The sequence below is a fragment of the Blautia sp. ZXY-1-B12 genome, assembly GCF_056339915.1.
Genome location: NZ_JBWJVP010000062.1, coordinates 1 through 7,850, shown reverse-complemented (window position 1 = coordinate 7,850; position 7,850 = coordinate 1). Strand labels below are relative to the sequence as shown.

Below are 7,850 nucleotides of genomic sequence, written 5' to 3'. Positions count from 1 at the left end.
CATTACCCTGTCTGTCCACCTTACAGATAAACTCCGGTGTCATGAATCCTTTAGATACACCTGTAGGTGTGCAAAGGAACTCATTGTCATTGAGTTTTACGGAAATATTTCCGTCGTTTGCTGCAACCATGTTACGGTTGTAGATTCTTCTTCCGATGTCACAGATCTGTTTTTTGATTTCAAATTCGTTTACCATGCTCATTTTCCTCCTTAAGGCATTGGGTTCTTTGACGTTTATGTTGTAATTGTATAATATTTCATACAAAAAGTCAATAGAATCACGTTGTTTTATGTTGTTTTTGTTGCATTTTTTATGTTGTTTTTATTTGTTTTATTTTTGTTTCAATTTCATCCGGATAATACCGGCATTACCTTTATATATCGCTTTCATCAGCCGCCAATCTGACAATCCAGACCGCTGACTGCATGCACCGCTTTCTTTAATGTTTCCATATGTTCTTTGGATGGAGGTTCAATATCCCCCATCAGATATGTTCTTCCAAGCCCCTCATATTTGTCCTGTCCCAGTCGGTGATACGGAAGAAGATGGATCTTATTTACTCCGGGAAGTGTATCTGCAAATCCCGCAATCCTCTGAATCTCTTCCACTGTATCATTAAATGTAGGAATTACCGGTACTCTGATCACCAGATTTGTCAGTCCGGAAAGAGCTACTTTTCTGGCATTCTCCATCATCAGTTCATTAGAACGCCCTGTAAATTCTTTATGTTTCTCTGCATTGGTATGTTTGATATCCATCAGATAAGTATCAAGATAAGGCAGGATTGATTCAATCGTCTCCCATTTCGCACAGGCCATGCTCTCAATCGCCGTAGAAATTCCCCGCTCCTTGGCAGCTCTCAGAAGAGCCTTCGTAAATTCCGGCTGGCAGAGACACTCTCCACCGGAAAGTGTCATGCCACCGCCCGAGCGGTAATAGTACGGTCTGTCTTTCTCAACCTCTTCGATCATCTCTCTGACTGTCACATCACGTCCGATAATCTTATCCTCCCCCAGCACCTTCATTGTCTGGATCTTATATTCCTGAGATTCCGGATTACAGCACCATTTGCACCGCAGGACACACCCCTTCAGAAATACAATCGTCCTTATGCCTGGTCCATCGTGAATAGAATATTTCTGGACATCAAAGATTCTGCCCTTTGTATCCAAATAGTCCATGCTTTTCCCTTTCTTCAGATTCTGTTATTCATTCTTTACTGCTGCCTGTTCTGTCCTCGGCAAAAAACCTCCCGTTCAGAACCCCTGCTCTGTACGGCGAATAATATCATCCTGCAACGAACGGGAAAGTGTAGTAAACAATGCACTGTATCCGGCTACGCGGACTACCAGGTGTTTATATTTCTCAGGATGTTCCTGTGCATCCAGAAGCGTCTGTCTGTCTACTACATTAAACTGCATGTGCATTCCTTTCTGATCAAAATAGGAACGAATCAGTGCAACAAATTTCTCCAGTCCCTCTCTTCCCGAGAGTGCAGATGGATGGAACTTCTGATTAAAGAGTGTTCCGTTTGATACAATAAAATGATCCAGTCTGGATACGGATGTAGCTGCCGCTGTAGGCCCTTTTACATCCTTGCCTGCTGACGGAGAAACGCCGTCTGCAACAGGTGTATGCGCATATCTTCCATCAGGTGTTGCACCAGTCTGTCCGCCCAACGGTACATTGGCTGATACCGGATATAAACCTGCCTGGAACCTGCCACCTCTTGGGTTGCTGTAATTCTGGAGCGGTTTGGAATATGTATAGGCAACTTCTCTTGCAAAATAGTCAATTTCCGGAATGTCATTTCCGAACTTCGGTACTTCATCGATCATATCATGAATCTCTTTGAATCTCTGAGTCTTCTGCTCACCCGGTTTCATTCCTATAAAAGTTTTCAGAAGTCCTGCCGCTGTAGAAGCATCTGCCTCTTTGCCGGCTTTCTGCATTGCTTTCATGATCATTTCTGTCATGTCACCGGCTGACTGCGCATCCAGTCCTTTATCATAGTTCCACGCAAGCGCCTCTTTGAACTCTTCCATAGATACTTTCTTCTCTTCATAAACCAGCTTACGTATTGCAAAAAGACCATCCGCCATATTGGCAATTCCAAATCCCTGGGGACCTGTGAAATTGTAGACAGCTCCACCCTCCTGAACAGACCTGCCCTCTTTCAGACAGTCATCGATCATACAGGAGAGAAATGGTAACGGACATCGTTCTGCATGTGCCACGTCAATCGCATTATCTGCATTTACAAGCAGGGAAATGCAGTATTCCATCTGTTTCTTATAGGCATCAAAGAACTCCTCAAAGCTCTTCATCTGAGTGACATCACCGGTAGGAATTCCCACAATCTCACCCTTATCCATACCATTTGCAAAAACAAGTTCCAGTGGTCTGCACATATTAAAGAATGCAGCATCATGCCATCCTTCTGTTTTACCTGCTTTCTGTGGTTCTACACAGCCGATGATATTGTAATCTCTTGCGTCCTCCAGAGATAATCCTCTGTTCTGCAATGCAGGAATAATTACCTCGTCATTATAATATGCAGGAAGTCCGATTCCTGTTCTGGTAAGTTCTGCTGCCTTGATCAGAAATTCATGTGGAGAACCATTCCATACTCTCACGGAAAGTGACGGTGCCGGCAGATGTACATGCATAGATGCCTGAATGCACATAATAGAAAGATCGTTGGTTACATCCTCTCCCTCTTTATTCTGACCACCTGCGATCAGATTCTGGAAAAGACTGTAGCCTGCAAATCCCTCTGCTGATGCTGCATCACGGCATTTATTCAGATCATTAAATTTTACCCAGATGCAATCCATCAGTTCCTGTGCAAACCCACGGGTAATTGCTCCTGTTTCCATATCCTTCTTATAATAAGGATACATATACTGATCAAAACGTCCCGGCGAAATAGAATGTCCGCTGGATTCTACCTGAAGCAACTGCTGTACAAACCAAAATGACTGACATGCCTCATAAAAGTTCTGCGCACCTTTTGCCGGAACTCTGCTGCAGTTTGCCGCTATAATAAGGAGTTCCTGTTTACGTACCGGATCACTGGTCTGATCAGCCATCTCCTGCGCAAGTTTTGCATAACGTGCAGCATAATCTATTACAGCCTGACAGCTCAGGAGCACGGCTTCCAGAAAATGAGACTTTCTTGCATAGTCTCCGTCTCCTACATTACAGCCATCCAGTTCTGCCTGCGCTTTCGCCATAATTCCTTCAAATCCAATTTCCAGAACTTCCCAGTATTTCACAGTAACATGTCCTACACCATTATAAAAATAATTCCCAGGTGTAAAAATGTTATGCTCTATCGCGCGAATTGCCTCCGGTGCCATATAAGAAGTTGCAAGTTCACTGGTTGTTTTTCCTTTCCAGTACTTGTCCGCCTCCCTCAGCTCCGCCTTGGTCTCCTCTGCAATGTAAAAAGGATCTGCTGTTCTGGTTGCTACTGTATCCAGTTCAGCTTCCAGCCATTCATAAGAAAATTCAGGGAATGTCTGGCATCCTCTTGGTGCGATTGTACTGCTTCCCACGATCAGCTCATTATCACGGATAACAATCGGAATATTATGGAGAATATGAGCAAACGCTTTCGCTCTTCGCGTAATGATCGGTTCTCCTTCTGTTTCCTTATATGATTCCGTGATCAGCTTCGCTCTGGCAGATTCAATCACCGGCATATGTGCATACAATGCATCTACCAGCTTCTGAATTCTGGGAGATTTAGGAATATCTGATGTTTGAAATTTTTCCATGTTGCTCCTTTCTCATGGATAAAAGGTTAACTTACTGCCACACACATTAAACTGTTTATTCAAATGATACGTGAACAGTAACTAAAATACAATTATTTTCCATGTTTTCATATAGTTTCATTATACCTCAGACAGCTTTTAAGGTCAACAAAAACCAACATATATTTTACGGTTTTTATGTTGTTTTTTGTTTGGATTTTATTTTTTGATTTGTTGTTTTTGTTTTGACTTTTAGTTGACTTTCACAAATTCATCTGCCATACTATAAGCAAGATAAACAATGCTTTCTATATGCTGCCCCACATTTTCAATATAGTCGGCAACAGACAATTTCACTTGGCTCAGGAGGTTCTTATGTATCTTTCCGATATACACACCCATTCCATTGCCAGCGGGCATGGCACAAACTGTACAATTTCAGATATGGCAAAGGAAGCCGGAAGAAAAGGTCTGAAACTTCTGGGAATTTCCGACCACGGTCCCGGTACTCTTGTTTCCGGAACATCTTCTTATTTCAGAAGTCTTCCATTCTGTCCCAGAAAGCGGTTCAACGTGGATATCCTTTATGGAGTTGAGCTGGATATCCTGAATGCAGACGGACAGATTGATCTTTCAGATGAACTTCTGAATAATCTGGATTATGCTATTATCAGCATGCACCGGCAGAACTATAAATCCGGTTCTGTATCAGAAAACACTCAGGCATATATCCGGGCTATGAAACATCCGGCAGTAAAAATCCTCGGACATTGCGATGACATACATTTTCCGGTTGATTACAACGCACTTGCCAAAGCTGCCATGAAAGAAAATGTAATTTTTGAGATTAATGAAGCATCCCTGGCTCCATACGGTTACAGAGGAGACACCAGCTCCAACGCAGCACAAATTCTGCATTACAGTCTCCGTTACAAACTTCCCATTATTCTCTCCAGTGACAGCCACGGAAAAGATCATATCGGTGATTTTACTTATGCTGCCGAATTCGTACATCAGCTGATGTTCCCTGAATCATTGATCCTAAATAATCAGATTCCCAGATTAAAAGTCCTGCTCCAAACACGCTCCGGTACATAAAAAGAATGTTCTCTTTCGAACATTCTTTTTTTATTTTTTTCATCACATTTTTACATTATGTTGTTTTGGTTATTTTATATAATTTATATCCAAAAAAAGTCACATTTCAGTACATTTTAATTGACAAACCATTGGTAAGCATTTAAAATTATAGTTATAAAAGTCAAGGTTCTTATTACTATGAACCGTTTTATTATTCATTTTTATCATAATCAACAGCAAGGAGGCATCTTATGAAGAAAATTATCAATGCACCGGAAAACTACGTAGATGACATGCTTAAAGGTATCTACGCTGCTCACTCAGATCAGGTTAAATACGCAGCTGATGATCTCCGCTGCTACTGCAGAGCAGAGAAGAAGCCAGGCAAGGTAGCAATCATCACAGGCGGCGGTTCCGGACATCTTCCACTGTTTCTCGGCTATGTAGGAGACGGAATGATCGATGGCTGCGGAGTAGGCGGCGTTTTCCAGTCCCCGTCACCCGAACAGATTTATAATATCGCCAAAGAAGTCGAAGCAGGTGCCGGCGTTTTATATCTGTACGGAAACTACACCGGAGATATCATGACATTCGATATGGCTACTGACCTCTGCGATATGGATGATATCGAATGCAGAAGTATTGTTGGAGCAGATGATGTAAACTCCCACCAAGATCCAGCTACCCGCCGTGGAGTTGCCGGAATATACTTTATGTTCAAAGCAGCCGGTGCCAGAGCTGACGAAGGAGGTTCCCTGAATGAAGTTCTTGCAGCAGCACAGCTCGCAAAAGACAATACACGTACCGTAGGTTTCGCATTAACTCCTTGTATCATTCCCGAAGTCGGACACGCCAACTTCGAATTAAAAGAAAACGAAATGGCTATGGGAATGGGAATCCACGGAGAACCGGGTGTGTGGAACGGACCGCTCAAGACCTCCCGCGAAATCGCTGAAGAGTCGCTGAATACCCTTCTGACCGATATGCCGGTTGCAGACTGCGAAGAAGTTTCTATTCTGATCAATGGTCTGGGGGCAACTTCCATCGAAGAATTATATATTTTATCCAACGATGTTACACAGATTCTCAATTCCAAAGGAATTAAAATTTATAAAACTATCGTAGGCGAATATGCAACTTCCATGGAAATGGCCGGTGCTTCTATCTCAATCTGCAAAATGAACGATGAATTAAAGAAATATATGGATCATCCCGTAAATACTCCATTCATCTGCCAGAAATAAAAGTCCAAGGAGGAATAGAAATGGACAAAATCCTTTTTGATCAGATTCCGGATTTATTTGCAAGTGTCGGAAATCTGTTTATAGAAAAAAAAGAAGAATTATGCGAAATGGATGCCCGTCTGGGTGATGGCGACCTCGGTCTTACCATGAGCAAAGGTTACGGTTCTCTTCCGGACATCATGCGCGAAGAAGCCACCGGTGCAGCCGGAGACATCGGTAAACTTCTCATGAAATCCGGTATGAAAATGTCTTCCCTCGTTCCTTCTACAATGGGATTTCTTATGTCAACCGGAATCATGGAGGGTGGAAAAGCCTTAAAAGGAAAAACAGAAATAGATGCCCCCGCACTGGCAGCTTATCTGACAGGATTTGCCGCAGGCGTCCAGAAGCGTGGCAAATGTGAACAGGGCCAGCGTACTATCTATGATTCTATTCTCCCAGCTGCACAGTCCGCAGATAAAGCAGCAAAAGCCGGCGCTTCTCTGCAGGAAGTAATTACTCAGGCACTTGATGCTGCCAGGTCCGGAGTCGAAGCAACAAAGAATATGATTCCTGTTTTCGGAAAAGCAGCTGTACATGCTGCACAATGCGAAGGAGTCGAAGACCAGGGAGCTGTGGCTGGTTATTACAAAATTCTGGGATTACATAATTATATTTGTAAATAATTTAGCTTTTCAAAACAGCCGCAGTCCATTAAAATAGGGACTGCGGCTGGTTGCATTTATTTATCAAGAAAGGAGGCCCTGATTTGCTTGCAATTTCACGCCAAAATCTCATAAAAGAACTTTTACAGGAAAATAAAAGCGTTACCATTGCAGATCTCGCAGTCCGCATGAACGTAACCCGTGAAACAATCCGACGTGATCTGCGTGCCATGGAACAGGAACATGAACTGATCCGCACTCACGGTGGCGCCTATATCCTGGACGGAGTCCAGAATGATCTGGATATTTCTACCCGACAGGTTCTGAAAACAGAAGAAAAGAAAACTATTGCGTTAAAATGTGATGCCCTGATCCAGACCGGAGAAATCATTTACCTGGATAACTCTACCACAGCATGGTTTATCGCCAACAAAATCGCCAGCAGAAAACTGACTGTTGTTACAAATTCGCTGGAAATCGCCAACATTCTATCCTCCTCACAGACAATAAATCTTTTCCTGATTGGAGGAGAATATTCTCCACGCACAAAAAGTTTTGAAGGAAGCAGTGCTCACCGCAGCCTGAGACAATACTTCTTTGATAAAGCCTTTATCTCATGCCGGAGCATAGACATGGAATTCGGAGCAACCGATACCAGTGATAATTCTGCAGTGATCCATTATCTGGCGCTTTCTCATGCCAAACAGAAATACCTGGCAGTAGACCACTCCAAACTGAATAATGTTTCTTTTACCAGCGTTATTCCATTAAACGAACTGGACGGCATTATTCTGGACACAGAATTCTCACCGGAATGGAAAGATTTTCTGGACAAAAACAATGTTCGTTATTACTGACCATCTGTCACTGCTCATCATTATGAGCAATACAGTTCACAAAAAGAACCGGAATGAAAATCCTCATTCCGGTTTTTTGTATATGGCTATTATTTTTTATCTACGTATTTCTCCACAGGTTTAATCCCCATTTTCTCAAAGGATTCTTTAAATGGTTCATAAGCAATACCTTTTTCTGTAATGATACCTGTTACCAGACTGTGGTCCGTTACATCAAAAGCCGGATTTACAACACCGACTCCTTCCGGAGCCATGCGTTTCTC

At 42.7% G+C, this 7,850-nt stretch carries 7 protein-coding genes and 1 pseudogene; 4 read left to right on the top strand and 4 right to left on the bottom strand.

Features of this window, described 5'->3' with window-relative positions; translation table 11 throughout:
- The 3 genes from AC075L_RS04815 to AC075L_RS04805 all read right to left on the bottom strand — a co-directional run.
- Positions 1-196 (bottom strand): class II aldolase/adducin family protein (locus tag AC075L_RS04815; RefSeq protein ID WP_476387262.1); only part of this gene is annotated, 196 nt, incomplete at its 3' end.
- A 194-nt stretch (positions 197-390) separates the two neighbouring features.
- Positions 391-1,182, bottom strand: coding sequence for a glycyl-radical enzyme activating protein (locus AC075L_RS04810; protein WP_026648410.1), 792 nt, complete (start codon positions 1,180-1,182; stop codon positions 391-393).
- 75 nt (positions 1,183-1,257) lie between these two features.
- Positions 1,258-3,783 carry a glycyl radical protein gene (locus AC075L_RS04805; RefSeq protein ID WP_026648411.1) on the bottom strand — a complete coding sequence of 842 codons (2,526 nt, stop codon included), beginning with the start codon at positions 3,781-3,783 and terminating at the stop codon, positions 1,258-1,260.
- Between the two features lie 354 nt (positions 3,784-4,137).
- Here AC075L_RS04805 and AC075L_RS04800 point away from each other — a divergent pair, with 354 nt between their 5' ends.
- The 4 genes from AC075L_RS04800 (at position 4,138) to AC075L_RS04785 (ending at position 7,587) form a co-directional block, all read left to right on the top strand.
- The gene (locus AC075L_RS04800) at positions 4,138-4,860 is read left to right on the top strand and encodes a PHP domain-containing protein (protein ID WP_118616911.1); all 723 of its coding nucleotides are present in this window, start codon (positions 4,138-4,140) and stop codon (positions 4,858-4,860) included.
- A 233-nt stretch (positions 4,861-5,093) separates the two neighbouring features.
- A complete protein-coding gene (locus tag AC075L_RS04795) occupies positions 5,094-6,086 on the top strand; it encodes a dihydroxyacetone kinase subunit DhaK (RefSeq protein ID WP_119253615.1) in 993 nt (330 codons plus the stop codon).
- Between the two features lie 20 nt (positions 6,087-6,106).
- Positions 6,107-6,751: a dihydroxyacetone kinase family protein gene (locus AC075L_RS04790; RefSeq protein WP_026648414.1), complete on the top strand. Its 645-nt coding sequence runs from the start codon at positions 6,107-6,109 to the stop codon at positions 6,749-6,751.
- A gap of 83 nt (positions 6,752-6,834) precedes the next feature.
- Positions 6,835-7,587: a DeoR/GlpR family DNA-binding transcription regulator gene (locus AC075L_RS04785; protein WP_026648415.1), complete on the top strand. Its 753-nt coding sequence runs from the start codon at positions 6,835-6,837 to the stop codon at positions 7,585-7,587.
- 89 nt (positions 7,588-7,676) lie between these two features.
- Here AC075L_RS04785 and mtnA read toward each other — a convergent pair.
- Positions 7,677-7,850: pseudogene (mtnA, locus tag AC075L_RS04780) on the bottom strand (S-methyl-5-thioribose-1-phosphate isomerase); the annotation flags it as partial.

What these genes read in the sequence shown, in the direction of transcription:
- AC075L_RS04805 (WP_026648411.1), bottom strand. Translation starts at nt 3,783, where the DNA reads ATGGAAAAATTTCAAACATCAGATATTCCTAAATCTCCCAGAATTCAG.
- AC075L_RS04795 (WP_119253615.1), top strand. Translation starts at nt 5,094, where the DNA reads ATGAAGAAAATTATCAATGCACCGGAAAACTACGTAGATGACATGCTT.
- AC075L_RS04810 (WP_026648410.1), bottom strand. Translation starts at nt 1,182, where the DNA reads ATGGACTATTTGGATACAAAGGGCAGAATCTTTGATGTCCAGAAATAT.
- AC075L_RS04790 (WP_026648414.1), top strand. Translation starts at nt 6,107, where the DNA reads ATGGACAAAATCCTTTTTGATCAGATTCCGGATTTATTTGCAAGTGTC.
- AC075L_RS04800 (WP_118616911.1), top strand. Translation starts at nt 4,138, where the DNA reads ATGTATCTTTCCGATATACACACCCATTCCATTGCCAGCGGGCATGGC.